The organism is Streptomyces sp. NPDC001852, from assembly GCF_042891825.1.
Lineage (GTDB): Bacteria > Actinomycetota > Actinomycetes > Streptomycetales > Streptomycetaceae > Streptomyces.
In genome coordinates, this window is the sequence record NZ_JBIATN010000022.1 from 76393 (window position 1) to 89395 (window position 13003).

Annotated in this window: 15 protein-coding genes; 8 read left to right on the forward strand and 7 right to left on the reverse strand. The window is 74.1% G+C overall.

Annotated features, from left to right (window positions below):
• Positions 1 to 9: 9 nt before the first annotated feature.
• Entirely contained in the window at positions 10 to 888 is an 879-nt protein-coding gene (locus ACFYZB_RS31720) for a ribonuclease BN (protein WP_388764399.1), read from the reverse strand.
• 196 nt (positions 889 to 1084) lie between these two features.
• On the opposite strand from ACFYZB_RS31720, the gene ACFYZB_RS31725 reads away from it, so the two are divergent.
• A complete protein-coding gene (locus tag ACFYZB_RS31725) occupies positions 1085 to 2131 on the forward strand; it encodes a galactosyldiacylglycerol synthase (RefSeq protein ID WP_388764513.1) in 1047 nt (348 codons plus the stop codon).
• A gap of 623 nt (positions 2132 to 2754) precedes the next feature.
• Here ACFYZB_RS31725 and ACFYZB_RS31730 read toward each other — a convergent pair.
• From ACFYZB_RS31730 to ACFYZB_RS31750, 5 genes are all read right to left on the reverse strand, one after another.
• Entirely contained in the window at positions 2755 to 3501 is a 747-nt protein-coding gene (locus ACFYZB_RS31730) for a polysaccharide deacetylase family protein (RefSeq protein ID WP_388764401.1), read from the reverse strand.
• A gap of 27 nt (positions 3502 to 3528) precedes the next feature.
• A complete protein-coding gene (locus ACFYZB_RS31735; RefSeq protein ID WP_388764403.1) occupies positions 3529 to 4455 on the reverse strand; it encodes a DMT family transporter in 927 nt (308 codons plus the stop codon).
• 6 nt (positions 4456 to 4461) lie between these two features.
• Positions 4462 to 5307 (reverse strand): SDR family NAD(P)-dependent oxidoreductase, encoded by an 846-nt coding sequence (locus tag ACFYZB_RS31740; RefSeq protein WP_388764404.1) that lies wholly within the window; start codon positions 5305 to 5307, stop codon positions 4462 to 4464.
• Positions 5308 to 5695: 388 nt separating this feature from the next.
• Positions 5696 to 6223, reverse strand: a complete 528-nt coding sequence (locus ACFYZB_RS31745) for an SRPBCC family protein (RefSeq protein WP_388764406.1) — start codon at positions 6221 to 6223, stop codon at positions 5696 to 5698.
• A 31-nt stretch (positions 6224 to 6254) separates the two neighbouring features.
• Positions 6255 to 6575 (reverse strand): ArsR/SmtB family transcription factor, encoded by a 321-nt coding sequence (locus ACFYZB_RS31750; protein WP_388764408.1) that lies wholly within the window; start codon positions 6573 to 6575, stop codon positions 6255 to 6257.
• A gap of 159 nt (positions 6576 to 6734) precedes the next feature.
• Here ACFYZB_RS31750 and ACFYZB_RS31755 point away from each other — a divergent pair, with 159 nt between their 5' ends.
• From ACFYZB_RS31755 to ACFYZB_RS31780, 6 genes are all read left to right on the forward strand, one after another.
• Positions 6735 to 8243 (forward strand): MFS transporter, encoded by a 1509-nt coding sequence (locus ACFYZB_RS31755; RefSeq protein WP_388764409.1) that lies wholly within the window; start codon positions 6735 to 6737, stop codon positions 8241 to 8243.
• Positions 8244 to 8333: 90 nt separating this feature from the next.
• Complete coding sequence (locus ACFYZB_RS31760; RefSeq protein WP_388764410.1) at positions 8334 to 8831, forward strand: methyltransferase family protein; 498 nt, start codon at positions 8334 to 8336, stop codon at positions 8829 to 8831.
• Between the two features lie 57 nt (positions 8832 to 8888).
• Positions 8889 to 9068, forward strand: coding sequence for a hypothetical protein (locus ACFYZB_RS31765; RefSeq protein ID WP_388764412.1), 180 nt, complete (start codon positions 8889 to 8891; stop codon positions 9066 to 9068).
• A 403-nt stretch (positions 9069 to 9471) separates the two neighbouring features.
• Positions 9472 to 10485: an iron-containing redox enzyme family protein gene (locus ACFYZB_RS31770; protein ID WP_388764414.1), complete on the forward strand. Its 1014-nt coding sequence runs from the start codon at positions 9472 to 9474 to the stop codon at positions 10483 to 10485.
• Positions 10486 to 10506: 21 nt separating this feature from the next.
• Positions 10507 to 11160, forward strand: coding sequence for a HemK2/MTQ2 family protein methyltransferase (locus ACFYZB_RS31775; RefSeq protein WP_388764416.1), 654 nt, complete (start codon positions 10507 to 10509; stop codon positions 11158 to 11160).
• Positions 11141 to 11350, forward strand: a complete 210-nt coding sequence (locus tag ACFYZB_RS31780; RefSeq protein ID WP_351211854.1) for a CDGSH iron-sulfur domain-containing protein — start codon at positions 11141 to 11143, stop codon at positions 11348 to 11350. Before ACFYZB_RS31775 ends, ACFYZB_RS31780 begins: the two co-directional genes overlap by 20 nt.
• Positions 11351 to 11551: 201 nt before the next feature.
• Here the strand turns inward: ACFYZB_RS31780 and ACFYZB_RS31785 are convergent, their stop codons facing one another.
• On the reverse strand, positions 11552 to 11986 hold the full coding sequence (locus ACFYZB_RS31785; protein ID WP_388764418.1) for a subtilase-type protease inhibitor: 435 nt from the start codon (positions 11984 to 11986) through the stop codon (positions 11552 to 11554).
• Between the two features lie 335 nt (positions 11987 to 12321).
• Between ACFYZB_RS31785 and ACFYZB_RS31790 the strand changes: the two genes are divergently transcribed.
• Positions 12322 to 12885, forward strand: a complete 564-nt coding sequence (locus ACFYZB_RS31790) for a hypothetical protein (RefSeq protein ID WP_388764420.1) — start codon at positions 12322 to 12324, stop codon at positions 12883 to 12885.
• Positions 12886 to 13003: the final 118 nt, after the last annotated feature.

Genomic DNA, 13003 nt, shown 5'->3' on the forward strand with positions numbered 1-13003 from the left:
CGGGAGCGTTCAGTACTTGCCCCGGCGCGGTTCGCGCTCCTCGTCCCCGCGGTCGTCGTGGTGCGGCGTCCAGTGGTGTTCGGTGAACCAGCGGCCGAACAGGGCGCCGCCGTAGATGACGAACCCGACGCCGATGAGCCAGGACTCGACCACGAGGACGGTGCCGACCGCGCCGTAGCTGAGCGCGTTGGTGACGATGAGCGGGGTGAAGACGAGGTAGGAGAAGGCCCGCAGACCGGCCAGGCCGATCACGGTCGCGAGCGCGCCCGGCAGCAGGGAACGCCAGTGGACCTGGCCGCCCAGCAGGAAACGCTGCCCCCACCAGAAGAAGAGGATGCCGCTCGCCGTGGACAGCGCGATCCGCTGGCCGCCGTGCAGCGCGTCCTTGGTCGCCACCTCCTGGTAGAGGTAGCCGGTGAGCACGATCAGCCAGGTCGCCTGCCGCCAGACCCGGTGCCAGGGGCCGGGGGGCACGCCCCAGATCCGTTCGTAGGCGTTCTGCACGCTGCCGCCGAAGGACACGCCGAAGACGGCCAGCAGGACACCGCCCCAGACGCTGGTGGTGCCGATGACCTTGCGCGGCGGGCTGATGATGTCGGTGAGGACACGGGCGGACTGGCCGGACAGGCCCATGCCGTCGGTGAGCCACGAGGCGAAGCCGCCCCGCACCAGGGGATCGGCGGCGGCGACCACGATCAGCAGCGGCGCCAGCGTCACCAGCGCCAGGGTGGCGAACCCCATGGCCCGGTGCATCAGCTCCAGCTCGCGGCCGTGTTCGAGCAGGGTCCCGGCCCTGAGCCACTCCCAAGCGCGGTGCAGGCCGCGCCGCCACCGCCTCACGGCTCCTCCCGTGCTCGCCACCCACACGCTCTGCTGAAGCCGATTCATCCACCCCGGCGCGCTCCGGGCAACTCACGCGGACGTCGTGTCGTGCGCCGGTGGTCCGGCGACACGGCCGCGCGGTGACCGGTTTGCGGCGGCGCCCACCGGAGAATCGGACCCCGTGCGTACTCCTGCCGAGGTGCCTCCCGTGGAACCGGACGTGCCGGGCGGCCGGCGGCGACCGCTGATCCTGAGCGCGAGCATGGGCGCGGGTCACGACACCGTGGCCGCCGAACTGGCGCGCCGGGCCGCGGCGTGCGGACACGAGCCGCAGGTGGCCGACGTCCTCAGCCTGCTGCCGTACGGCCTGGGCGGTGGGCTGCGCCGCTCCTACCAGGCCTCGGTACGGCACTTCCCGTGGGCGTACGCCGGCGTCTACGGCGCGGTCCTGCGCGACGGCAGGGGGCCGCGCCCCAGCGGGGTGCCGCTGGCCCGGCTCGCCGCCGACCGGCTGACGGAGCTCGTGGAGCGGCTGGACGCCGATGTGGTGGTGTCCGTCTTCCATCTGGCCGCTCAGCTCACCGGTCATCTCCGGGCCCGGGGCCGGCTGCGGGTGCCCAGCGCGGTCTTCCTCGTCGACTTCGCCGTGCACCGGCAGTGGCTGCATCCCGGCAACGACCGGTACCTGTGCCTCACGGACGGGGCGGCGGCCGAGGTGCGCCGGGCCCTCGGCAGGCCCGCCGTGACGACCGGCCCGGCGGTCGCGCCCGGGTTCCACGGGACCGCGCCCGGGGCGGCGCGGTGGCGGGAGCGCTTCGCCGGGCGGGCGCCCGGCCGGCCGGCGGTCCTGCTCTCGGCGGGTGCCTGGGGCGCGGCGTACCGCCCGGACGCCACGGCCCGCCTGCTGACGGGGGCCGGTTTTCTGCCGGTGGTGCTGTGCGGGCGCAATGCGCGGCTGCGGGCGCGGGTGGCCCGGGTGCCGGGGGTGCTCGCCCTGGACTGGGTGGACGACATGCCCGGACTGCTGGCCGCCGCGTACGCCCTGGTGGACAACGCGGCCGGCCAGACCGCGGTGCAGGCCCTGGCAGCCGGGCTGCCCGTGATCGGGTACCGGCCGCTGCCCGGCCACGGGGTGGAGGGTGTCCGCCGGATGGCCGACCTCGGTGTCTCCCAACTCGCCCCGGACGGGCCCGCGTTGCTGACGGCTCTAGGCAGACTCACGGAAGGCGGCCCGGTCCGGGCGGAACGGGCGGCACGGGGACGGGCGCTGTTCCGCAGTGATCCGATGGCGCACGTGGTGTGCTTGTGACACGAGGACACGGGGCACGGTGACGCGAGGGCGCGGGACACGGGGCACGCGGCGCGATGACGCGGGGCACGCGGCGCGATGACGCCGAGCGCGGTGAGCCAGGGGCACTGTGACCCAGGGCGCCATGACCCGGGCGCGGGGATCCGGGGCGCGGGGATCCGGGGCGCCGACGGCCGCTGCGTATCGGCCCGTCGCACGGGCCCGGCGCGCGGGCGGCCGACCTGAGGTGCAATGCTCGGGCCCGGCGTCGGCGCCTCCTCGGCCTTCGCCGGCCGCGCGCCGGGCGGCTCCTCGCTCGTGCTCAGCGACACGGATCCCGGTGCCCCGGCAATTCCCCGGATCCCCTGCCCGGCCACGGCCGAGCCGCTCCTCGCTCAAGCTCCACGACGCGGCCCCCGACGCCCCGGCTACAACCGGGGCCCCCGCCCAGCCACGCGCCCAGACCGCCGCTCGCCATGTGCACAGCGGCACAGCGCCCGGCCCCCCGACAACTCCCCCGCCCCCAGCCCAACCCCCCGTACCCGACGGCCCCTCGCCATGCACCCAGCGACGCGGAGCTCGACGCCCCAGCAACTCCCCGGACCCGTGCCCAGCCGCGCGTCGGACCGTCGCTCGCTCTGTGGTCATCGAGGCGCCCCGTGGTCGCGCAACGGGCCGACCGAGAGGCCGGCCTCTCGGCAGTCCGCCACCAGGGCGGGCAGCGCGCCGAGGGCCGCGCGCCAGCAGCCGGGGGCCCCGAGCCGGTCGGAGTCGTGCAGCAGGACCGTGCCGCCGCCGCGCAGGTCCGCCGCGATCAGGGCCCGCACGGACGCCGGGGTGGCCTCGGCCGTCCAGTCCTTGCCCCACGCCGACCACAGCACCGGCCGCAGCCCGGCCCGCCGGGCGGCCAGCCAGCGCCCGGAGGTGAGGATTCCGTACGGTGGCCGGTACCACTGCGGCCGGTGGCCACAGACGTCGTACAGCGCGCGGACGGTGCGGGCGACCTGCTCGGCGTCCCGGGCGGGTGCGGGGCGCCAGGGACGGTCGTGCGTCCAGCCGTGCACCGCCAGTTCGTGTCCGCGCCGGGCGATCTCCCGGACCAGCGCGGGATGGCGCACCACGTTCGCGCCGAGCACGAAGAACGTCGCCCGGACGCCGAGATCGTCCAGCGCGTCGAGGAAGTGTGGCGTCGACTGCGGGTCCGGGCCGTCGTCGAAGGTCAGCGCGACGTGCCGGCGGCGGCCGGTACCGGCGAGCCGTGGGAACAGCAGCAGCCGCACCCCGGGGAGCCAGGTGGCCGCCGGTCCGATGTGCACGGCGGCGACGGCGGCCGGCAGCAGCACGGCCGCGGTCCGCCATGAACGGCCGGACATGCCAGAGACAGGGAACATCGCTCAGCCGCCTTCCCGTACGTGTCCTCACCCGAGTGTCCGATGCATACGCCCCCCGCTCCCCTTCCCGTTCCGCGACCGCGCGTCCCACTCCCGTCCGACGGCCGGTGCCCGGGCCAGTCCGATGCTGCCCGCCCCGATCAGCACGATGCCGAGCGCCTCCGGCAGCATCCGCCACCCGAGGTGGACCGCCTCGGCGAACAGCGCCCAGCCGAGGACGACGCTGGTGAGCGCGTCGCCGAGGGTGAGGGCGGGCTGGGAGGCCGTGAGGGAGCCGGCGCCCAGCGCGCTCTGCAGCAGCAGGAAGGCGACGAGTCCGGCGCCGGCCGTGGCGTACGGCGACCAGTGGGTGAACATCGCCGCGGGCCCGTGTGCGAGCCGCCCCACGGCTTCCTTGAGCAGCGCGGCGGTGGTGGCGAAGCACACGGCCGAGGCGAGGCCGAACAGCGCGGCCCGGGGCGCGCCCTTCGCCGGGCGGGCGGCGGCCACGAGCAGCACGACCAGGCCGAGCGCCCCACCGCCGCCGAGGAGCCAGGCGCCGGGCGGCGCGGTCGGCCGGCCCGCGCCCGGGGCGGCCGCCAGCAGGAACACGGCCAGTCCGGCGGCGAGGGCGACGAAGGCGAGCCAGGTCCACAGTCCGGGTCGGCGCCGGAAGACGACACCCCCCACCAGCAGGGTGAACAGCAGTTCGGTGGCGAGCAGCGGCTGGACCAGGGCCAGGCTGCCCACGGCCAGCGCCCCGGCCTGCAGCAGCCCCGCGACCGCCAGCAGCGAGGCGCCCGCGAGCCAGTACGGGCGCCGCAGCAGCCGGCCGAACCGGCGCACGGCCGACCGCACTCCGCCGGCGCCACCCTCGTCGTACGGCTCCTGAACGGCGGCCCGGCGCTGCAGCACGGACGCGGACGCGTTGGCCAGGGCCGCGAGCAGCGCGAGCAGCACCGTGACGCCGAGCATGGCCGTTCACCCGAAGCGGTCGGCGAGCCGCCGGTAGAGCCCGGGCGCGACGCCGCGCACCAGGGCCGGATACCGCAGCCAGCCGGGGACGTACACCTCGTCCCTGCCGTGCCGGACGGCGGAGCGGACGGCGTCCGCCACCCGTTCGGCCGGCACCGGGCGCGGCCATGCCCTGGTGTAGGGGGCGCCCCGGCGCTCGAAGAACGGCGTGTCGACGACGCCGGGGATCACATGGGTCACGCCCACCCCGGAGCGGCGCAGTTCGTAGCGCAGGGCGTCGGCGAAGGCGGCGAGGGCGGCCTTCGCGGCGGAGTACACGGCCTCGCCGCGCACGCCGACGCTGCCCGCGACGGATCCGATGAGCACGATGCGCCCCGAGCCGGCCGCGACCATGTGCGGCAGCAGGGACCGCACGAGGTGCAGGGTGGCCAGCAGGTCGACGCCGACGATCTCGTCGATCCGCGCATGCGGCATGCCGGTGAACTCTCCTGCCCAGCCCACGCCCGCGCACGCCACCAGCAGGTCGAGGCGGCCCGCGTGGTCCAGGACCACGTCGGTGAGCAGCCGGTCGGCGCCCGGCCTGGTCAGGTCCGCCGGCACGGCCAGGGCGTCGAGCGGGGCCGCCACCTGCTCCAGGCGGGTGGGGTCGCGTCCGCTCAGCACCAGCCGCCAGCCGCCCTCGGCGGCGAGCCGGCGGGCGACGACCGCACCGATGCCCGAGGAGGCACCGGTCACCAGCGCGGTGCCGCCCCGGTCCCCGGCGGATCCGTGGGCGGAGCCCTCCTCCGGGACGGTGGTCGCGACCGGCCCGGCGCGGTTCGACGGTCCTGCGGGGGGCGGGGCGTGGGACATGGTGACGACCTCACTGCGACGTGTGGACACGGGCTCGCGAACGCCGGGGCCGAACCTTCGCGGTGTATCCAGGGCGCCACACACTGAAACACCGCGCACGGTGGAGCCCGGCCGGAGGCGGGAGACAGGTGAACCGGTGGGGTCCGAGCCCCCGGCCGGTGCGTCACCCGATCACCGGCACCGCGCCGACCTGCTCGGGGCACGGGCTCCACGAAGGCCGTCGTCACCAGGGCGGAGACTTTACGGCGTCGGGCACCCGGACGGGTGAGCGAAGACCCCCGCGCGGTGGTCACCGACCTGGGGGCACCGGCCGTTTCTCTCTTCCCCGGCCGGTGCACCGAGGCACCGGAAGAGAACCCGGGGTTCGCGGGCCGACCGGTGCGGCAGGTCAGCCCAGGCCCGGCACCGGAGCCCCGGAGGGCACACCGGCGACGATGTAGGCCTCGTAGAACTCCTTCCAGGGCGCGCTCACCCCCGCGTGCGCCCCCTGGAAGCGCTCACCGTGCGCCTTGGCGTCGAGGGCGGCGAGGCACACCTCCCAGCCGGCGCCGTTGCGGGCGGCGGTGTCCGACTCGCCGAGGACGTTGGTGAGCGTGAACCGGGTGCGCCGGTCGCCGACGGCCTCCAGGTCGAAGTGGAGCTCGTCGCCGCCCCACGCGAAGGCGAGGTGCCGGGGCGGGTCGACGGCGAGCACCCGGCCGGTGGACTCGGGCATGTTCGGGTCGCCGCTGAAGCGGATGGTGCCGCCGGGACGCAGCTCCATCTCGGCCCGGGAGGGGAACCACTGCTGGAGTTCGTCGGGGTCGGTGACGAAGTGCCAGACGCGGTCCACCGGGTGGTCGTAGGTGCGGCTGAACCGAACGGCGGGGCGGCCGTCGTCCAGGGTCAGGTAGGTGCCGGTGAGGTCGACGGGCATGGTGCTTCCGTCCTTCGCTGCGGGGGGGGTGTCAGGTGTCGTCCGACGTCTCGTCGAGGCGTCGGCCCAGGGCGTCCAGGCTGGTGTTCCACAGTCGGCGGTACGGCTCCAGCCAGGCGTCGAGAGCGGCGATCGGTGCCGGGTCGAGGGCGTAGACGCGGCGCTGCGCGTCCTGCCGGACCCGGACCAGGCCCGCCTCGCGGAGCACCTTCAGATGCTTGGAGGTGCTCGGCTGGCTCAGTCCGCAGGCCTCGACGATCTCCCCTACGGGCCGGGGGCGCTGAAGCAGGAGCTCGACGATGGCCCGCCGGTGGGGATCGGCGAGGGCGGACCAGAGGGCTGCGTCGGACACCCGATCAATATGCCTTGTCAGTTATATACCTGTCAAGGAATGCAAGAGAAAAGAAACGTTGCCGTTTCGCTTGGCGTGCCGTAAGGTCGAGCAGTACGAAACAGTTTCGTTTAGAAGCTCTCTTCCGTGCCCGGACGACCTGCCCCGGAGTGGTGCCCCATGTCCCAGAAGACCTTGGCCGAAGGCTCCCGAGCAGGGGCCGCCGCGATCGAACACGGTGCCGCGGCCTCACCGAAGCGATGGTGGATCCTCGCGGTCATCGCCATCGCCCAGCTGATGGTGGTCCTCGACGCCACGATCGTGAACATCGCCCTGCCGTCCGCCCAGACCGACCTCGGCTTCTCCGACGGCAACCGGCAGTGGATCGTGACGGCGTACGCCCTCGCCTTCGCCTCGCTGCTGCTGCTCGGCGGCCGCATCGCCGACCTGTTCGGCCGCAAGCCCGCCTTCCTCGTCGGTGTCGTCGGCTTCGCCGCGGCCTCCGCGCTCGGCGGGGCCGCGAACGGCTTCACCATGCTGGTCGCCGCCCGGGCCCTGCAGGGCGCGTTCGGCGCGCTCCTCGCGCCCGCCGCGCTGTCGCTGCTCAACACCACGTTCACCGACGCCCGGGAACGGGCCCGCGCCTTCAGCGTGTACGGCGCGATCGCCGGCGCCGGCGGCGCGGTGGGCCTGCTGCTCGGCGGTGTGCTGACCGACGCGCTGGACTGGCGCTGGACCCTGTACGTGAACGTGGCCATCGCGGTCGTCGCCTTCGCCGGCGGCTGGATCCTGCTGGGCAACCACCGTGACGCGGAGAACGCCAAGCTGGACGTGCCGGGGACGGTCCTCGTGGCCGCCGGTCTGTTCTCCCTGGTCTACGGCTTCTCCAACGCCGAGACCCACGACTGGGGTTCACCGCTGACCTGGGGCTTCCTGCTCGCGGGCGGGGTGCTGCTCGCGGCCTTCGCCGGGTGGCAGACCCGGGCCGCGCACCCTCTGCTGCCGCTGCGCATCCTGCTCGACCGCGACCGCGCGGCCTCCTTCCTCGCGGTGCTGATCACCGGCGCGGGCATGTTCGGCGTGTTCCTCTTCCTGACCTACTACCTCCAGCTCAACCTCGGCTTCAGCCCGACGAAGACCGGTGTGGCCTTCCTGCCGATGGTCGGCGCGCTGATGGTGACGGCCCAGGCGGGCACCACGGTCCTGCTGCCCCGGATCGGCCCGAAGGCGGTCATCCCGCTGGGCTTCGCGGTCGCCACGGCCGGCATGGCCTGGCTGACCGGCATCGGGGTCGGCTCGCACTACCCGAGCGGGGTGCTGCCCCAGCTGATCGTGATCGGCGTGGGCCTCGGCCTGGTCATGCCGACGGCCATGCAGCTGGCCACGGGCGGAGTCGCCGCCGAGGACGCGGGCGTGGCCTCCGCGACCGTCAACGCCATGCAGCAGGTGGGCGGTTCGATCGGCACGGCCCTGCTGAACACCCTCGCCGCGAGCGCCGCCACCGACTACCTCTCCGGCCGGGACGCCACCAGCAAGCTGGTGCGGGCACAGGCGACGATCGAGAGCTACACGACCGCCTTCTGGTGGTCCGCGGGCTTCTTCGCCGCCGGCGCGCTGCTCGCCTTCCTGCTCTACCGGCGCGGGGTGCCGCGGCAGGACGCCGAAGCGGCGCCGGTCGTCCACATGTGACGACCACGGGGTGACACCTCGCACCGCCACAGCCCGAGGGGCCGCCGTCAGCAGGGAGACGGCGGCCCCTCGCCCTGCCATGGTGGGGGTATGCGCAAGGCGTCGGCGGCGCTCGGCAGCGCCCTGTTCCTCGTCCTCGTCTCCGGCAGTGCGGCCGTGCTGGTGCCGTGGTGGCTGACCGGTGGCTGGCGGGCCGGCCACTGGTGGCTGCCGCTGCGGCTGCTCGGCCTGCTGCCCCTGGTGGCCGGTGCCGTCGTCATTCTGGTGGCCTTCGCCCGGTTCGCCCTGGAGGGGCTCGGCACGCCGGCACCGGTCGCGCCGCCCGCCCGGCTCGTGGTGAGCGGCCCCTACCGGTACGTGCGCAATCCGATCTACGTCGCGGTGGTCGCCGTACTCGTGGGACAGGGGCTGCTGCTCGCCCGGCCGGTGCTCTTCGCCTACGCCGCGGGCGCCTGGGTGCTGACCTGGGCGTTCGTCCGCTGGTACGAGGAGCCGGGGCTGGCGCGCCGGTTCGGCGCCGACTACGAGCGCTACCGGAGTGCGGTGCCCGCCTGGTGTCCCCGGCGCGCTCCCCGGCCGGGTGCTTGAGAACGCCGTCGGCGGGTAACTCAGCCGATCAGGGGCACGGTGGTGGAAGGAGAGGTCATGTCCGGCGAGGAAGACGACGAGAAGGACCGCAAGGAACAGTTCGACACCGCCCTGGAGGAGGTGCTCCGGGAGGTCGAGGAAGCCGAGAAGCGCGACGAGGACAAGGCCGCCTCCGGCGAGGCCGGGGACGCCGTCACGCCGAACACCGAGGCACAGGAGCAGGCCGAAGAGGACTGAGGAGACCGGGCGCGGGACCGGCGGCGCGTTCCCGGCCGGAGGGACCACGTGTGTGTTCCCGCGGCGCGGCGACCACCCGTGTGCCCCAGGGACGGGGCGCAGGCGTGCGCGAGGGGGACGGTGGCGACCACCCGTACGTGCCAGGACGGGGCGCCACCCGGATACGCCCCGGAGCCAGGCGACCACCCGTATACATTCCCATGGCGCGACGACCACCCTCGCGTCCCACGACGCGGCGACCGCCCATCCGCTCCAAGACCGGGCGATGATCCGCGCTTCCCGGACAGAGCGGCCACCGGCGCCTTCCCGGCGGAGCGACCAGCCGCGCCCGCGCCTTCCGGACCCGGCCCCATCTGCGCCTTCCCGTACCGTGCCCTCCCGGACCAAGGGGTACCCGGTTCTCATGAACAGCCACGAGCGCGGGCCCGGGCTGCCGCCGCCCCGGGGGCCCCTCTCCGCCGGGGTCGGTGCCCGGCTGCGCGGCACGGGGCCCCTCCCCCGCCCCGGCGAGGCCGGGGAGGCGGATCCCTACGGTGACGACGCGCAACTCGCCCTGTACGTCTGCTACGAGCTGCACTACCGGGGCTTCGCCGGCGTCGGCCCCGAGTCCGAGTGGGATCCCGACCTGCTGCGGGTCCGCGCCGCGCTGGAGCGCAGCTTCCTGTCCGCGCTGCGTGCCGACACGCCGGGCCACGACAGCCTCGACGACGCGCTCGGCGCGCTGCTGGTCGAGCCGGTCGAGGGCAGCGGGGTCACCCATTTCCTCGGCAGCGAGGGCGAGTTGTGGCAGCTGCGGGAGTACGCCGCGCAGCGCTCCCTGTACCACCTCAAGGAGGCCGATCCGCACGCCTGGGTGCTGCCGCGGCTGTGGGGCCGGGCCAAGGCGGGGATGGCGGCGGTGGAGTTCGACGAGTTCGGCGGCGGCCGGGCGGACCGGGTGCACGCGCACCTGTTCGCCGCGCTGATGACGGACCTGGGCCTGGACTGCGCCTACGGACGCTATGTGGACGCGGCGTGCGCGGAGATGCTCGCCGCCGTCAACCTGATGTCCCTGTTCGGCCTCCACCGCGAGCTGCGCGGCGCGCTGGTGGGCCACTTCGCCGACGTGGAGATCACCTCCTCGCCGGGGTCCCGCCGGCTCGCCGAGGCCATGCGCCGCACCGGCGCCGGACCCGCTGCGGAGTTCTTCTACGACGAACACGTCGAGGCGGACGCGGTCCACGAACAGGTCGTACGCCACGACGTGATCGGCGGGCTGCTCGCTCAGGAGCCGGAACTCGCGGCGGACGTGACCTTCGGGATCGACACGACCGAGTATCTGGAGGACCGGCTGGCGCGGCGGCTGCTCGCCGACTGGCGCGCCGGTCGCTCGTCCCTGCGCGCGCCACTGATGCCGGAAATGCCCCATACATCCTGAAGGGCGGGGTACTCGCGCGAGGTGATCACTGTGGTGCTTCCGGGCGTGTACGCCCCGCGGGACGACACGGAGTTGCTGGCCGAGTCCCTCCGCGAGGAGGCCCCGGCGCCCGGCGCCCGGGTGCTCGACGTCGGCACCGGAAGCGGGGCACTGGCTCTGGAGGCGGCCCGGCGCGGTGCCGAGGTGACCGCGGTGGACGTGTCCCGGCTGGCGGTGTGGACCGCCCGGATGAACGCCTGGCTGACCCGGCTGCCGGTGCAGATCCGGCGCGGCAACCTCTTCGGGCCGGTCCGGGGCCGCACGTACGACCTGATCCTCGCGAACCCGCCGTACGTTCCCACACCCGACGCCGGACGCGGGCCGCACGGCCGGGCCCGGGCCTGGGACGCGGGCCGGGACGGCCGGCTGCTGCTGGACCGGATCTGCCGGGACGCACCCGTACTGCTGCGCCCCGGAGGCGTGCTGCTGATCGTGCACTCCACGCTCAGCGATCCCGATCGCACCCTGGACCTGCTGCGGGCCGCGTGCCTGAAGGCCTCGGTGGTCCGGCGCCGCTGGATCCCCCTCGGTCCGGTGCTGCGCTCGCGGGAGGAGTGGCTGCGCCGGAGCGGGCTGCTCGCACCGGCCGCACAGGAGGAGGAGCTGGTGGTCGTCCGTGCCGAACGAACGCGCTGACCGCACCCGCCGCATCACCGTCCAGCGGCAGGGGCCGCTGCTCGTGGAGGGGCCGGTGGAGGTCGAGTTGGAGGACGGCACCACGGTGTCGTCGGACCGTTTCCGGGTTGCTCTGTGTACCTGCCGACGGAGTCGCCGCTACCCCTGGTGCGACACGAGTCACCGGCGCAAAGCCAAGGACAGCGGTTGAAACGGGCTGTTTTTCGCCGCTCCCCGGGAAGGGCCCCCCACGGGCCCCGCCCGGGGAGCGGCTGTGTGCCCGGAAACCGGCGGGCGGCCCCACTCCGCCCGTCGGTTCCGGTGCGAGATCGCAGGTACCCCGCTCCAGGGGCCGCACTCCCCGGTTGCGGACCTGTTCCGGCGTATGCGGGGTCCGGCTGCGATCCCGGTCCTAGAAGGCGAAGACGCCGCCGCCCACGGAGTCGCGCACACACGTGTTACCGAAGGTGCGCTCGTAGGAGACGCGCTTGCCCTGCCAGACGCCCTGGACGGTGACGACGACCGGGTTGTACAGCTTGTTGCACCACACGTCGTCGGCGGGCTTCAGGGCGTCGAAGTCGCCGCCGGTGCCGCCCAGTTCGGCGCAGGCCGCCGCCGCTGCGGGATGGGTGCCGGAGGCCGTGGGTGCGCAGGTCAGGGTGACGGCGCGCTCCGGGGTGGCCGTGGCCGCGTCGCTGCCGTGGCCCGTGGTGAGGACCAGCGCCGAGGGGGCGTAGAGCGACGACGGGGCGGCGCCCGGTGCAGCGACGGCGGCCCCGGTCAGGGGTCCGCAAACGGCGGCGGCCGTGAGGCCGAGGGCCGCTGCCCGGCGCGCGGTGTTCCGCATTGTGTGCATCCTTCCGCTCGGATAGACGGGTGCCGGCTCCGGCCCGGTCTGCACCGGAGCGGCGAGCGCCACTCTGCCGAGTCCGCCGCCGAAACACACATCGAACCCTCGGGTTTCAGTAACCTTGCGTGTTGAAACAGTGGCGTGAAGTTACGGAAATGGTCGGCCCTGACCGCGTAACTGAGCGGTTCTTGATCGCGGAAAGCGGTCGCATGGCCGAAAACCACCGGCTCGTTAATCGGCCTGAAACATTCCGGGTTCACTGCGAGTGAAAGCTTTCACGATGCCTTCACGACTCCTTGCGTTCATGAACGCAACGGCGTAATGCTGATTACATGATTACAGGGGAGCAGAAAGAGAAGCTGCGCGGCTGGTTCGCCGGCCGCCTGCCGGACGATCTCTTCGAGGAACCGGCCGAGGTCAACGCCGACCGCGACGAGATCACGGTCATCGGCCGCATCCCCGAGCCGCGGCTCGCCGAGGGCGCCTCGGCCGCCGAGCGCGAGACCGCCCGGCGCGCCCGGATCCAGGAGTTCCGCGAGCGGACCCGCGGGGACCGGATGGAGGTGGCCCGGGAGGCCGAACACCTTTTCCACCGCAAGGTCTCGTGGGGCGTGGCGTGCGGCCCGGAGCGCGCCCTGTTCACCCATGTGGCCGCGCCGGTCATGACCCGGCTGCGCCAGCCGGAGCGCCAGGTGCTGGACACCCTCATCGCCGCAGGCGTCGCCCGCAGCCGAAGTGACGCCCTCGCCTGGTGCGTGCGCCTGGTCCAGCGCCACACCGAGGACTGGCTGACCGAGCTGCGCGAGTCACTGGAACACGTCCAGCGGGTGCGAGCGCAGGGACCCGACGCCGAGGAGGTGGCCGATTCCTCCACTGACGACACCGAAGATGGATGAATCGTCCTCTGGCCGGGGTCCGCGCCGGAGCCCTACCGTCGGCACACCGCTCCGGGCGGCCCTTGTCCCTGCCGCAACACCCCTGCGGCACAAGGGCCGTCCGGCACCGCCGCGCCAC

Bases quoted from the DNA above. Each gene is read 5' to 3' on its own strand.
- ACFYZB_RS31720 (WP_388764399.1), bottom strand. From the start codon at position 888: ATGAATCGGCTTCAGCAGAGCGTGTGGGTGGCGAGCACGGGAGGAGCC.
- ACFYZB_RS31725 (WP_388764513.1), top strand. From the start codon at position 1,085: ATGGGCGCGGGTCACGACACCGTGGCCGCCGAACTGGCGCGCCGGGCC.
- ACFYZB_RS31730 (WP_388764401.1), bottom strand. From the start codon at position 3,501: ATGTTCCCTGTCTCTGGCATGTCCGGCCGTTCATGGCGGACCGCGGCC.
- ACFYZB_RS31735 (WP_388764403.1), bottom strand. From the start codon at position 4,455: ATGCTCGGCGTCACGGTGCTGCTCGCGCTGCTCGCGGCCCTGGCCAAC.
- ACFYZB_RS31740 (WP_388764404.1), bottom strand. From the start codon at position 5,307: ATGTCCCACGCCCCGCCCCCCGCAGGACCGTCGAACCGCGCCGGGCCG.
- ACFYZB_RS31745 (WP_388764406.1), bottom strand. From the start codon at position 6,223: ATGCCCGTCGACCTCACCGGCACCTACCTGACCCTGGACGACGGCCGC.
- ACFYZB_RS31755 (WP_388764409.1), top strand. From the start codon at position 6,735: ATGTCCCAGAAGACCTTGGCCGAAGGCTCCCGAGCAGGGGCCGCCGCG.
- ACFYZB_RS31760 (WP_388764410.1), top strand. From the start codon at position 8,334: ATGCGCAAGGCGTCGGCGGCGCTCGGCAGCGCCCTGTTCCTCGTCCTC.
- ACFYZB_RS31765 (WP_388764412.1), top strand. From the start codon at position 8,889: ATGTCCGGCGAGGAAGACGACGAGAAGGACCGCAAGGAACAGTTCGAC.
- ACFYZB_RS31770 (WP_388764414.1), top strand. From the start codon at position 9,472: ATGAACAGCCACGAGCGCGGGCCCGGGCTGCCGCCGCCCCGGGGGCCC.
- ACFYZB_RS31785 (WP_388764418.1), bottom strand. From the start codon at position 11,986: ATGCGGAACACCGCGCGCCGGGCAGCGGCCCTCGGCCTCACGGCCGCC.
- ACFYZB_RS31790 (WP_388764420.1), top strand. From the start codon at position 12,322: ATGATTACAGGGGAGCAGAAAGAGAAGCTGCGCGGCTGGTTCGCCGGC.